Source organism: Arthrobacter sp. B0490 (genome assembly GCF_002929355.1).
Taxonomy (GTDB): Bacteria; Actinomycetota; Actinomycetes; order Actinomycetales; family Micrococcaceae; genus Arthrobacter_D.
In genome coordinates this window covers 1-622 of sequence record NZ_PJIR01000109.1, presented here as the reverse complement: position 1 = coordinate 622, position 622 = coordinate 1, and the positions used below count along the sequence as shown (strand labels likewise).

General features: G+C 61.1%; 1 protein-coding gene. It reads left to right on the top strand.

From position 1 onward, the window contains the following. The coding region (locus CXQ97_RS20995) for a CBS domain-containing protein (protein WP_146069748.1) at positions 1–609 on the top strand (609 nt) is incomplete at its 5' end. Positions 610–622 lie beyond the last annotated feature (13 nt).

The following is a 622-nucleotide window of genomic DNA, read 5'->3' as shown; positions in this document are numbered from 1 at the left end:
GATGCGCCGCTGAGCGAGGTCCTCGAGGTCATTCGCCGCCACAAGTACAGCCGCTACCCGGTCTACGACAACCAGCAGGGCGAGTACGTCGGCTTGCTGCACATCAAGGATCTGCTGCTGGCGCTGGCCGCCGATGATCACCTGCCCGAGCACTTCTGCCTGAACGAGCTGCTGCGCCCACTGGAGCGGGTGTCCAAGCACATGCCGCTGGCCAGCCTGCTCGAGCAGTTTCGTCAGGGAGGGGCGCATTTCGTACTGGTCGAGGAAGGCGACCACAAGGTGATTGGCTTCCTGACCATGGAAGACGTGCTCGAAGTGCTGGTTGGCGACATCCAGGACGAACATCGCAAGACCGAACGCGGCGTGCTTGCCTACCAGCCCGGCAAGCTGCTGGTCCGCGGCGACACCCCGCTGTTCAAGCTGGAGCGCCTGCTGGAGATCGATCTCGATCACGTCGAGGCTGAAACCCTTGCCGGTCTGGTTTACGAGACGCTGAAACGTGTCCCCGATGAAGACGAAGTGCTCCAGGTCGATGGCCTGCAGATCGTCATCAAGAAAATGCGCGGACCGAAGATCGTTTTGGCCAAGGTTCTTCGTTTTCCGGGATAGATCGCCCGCCATT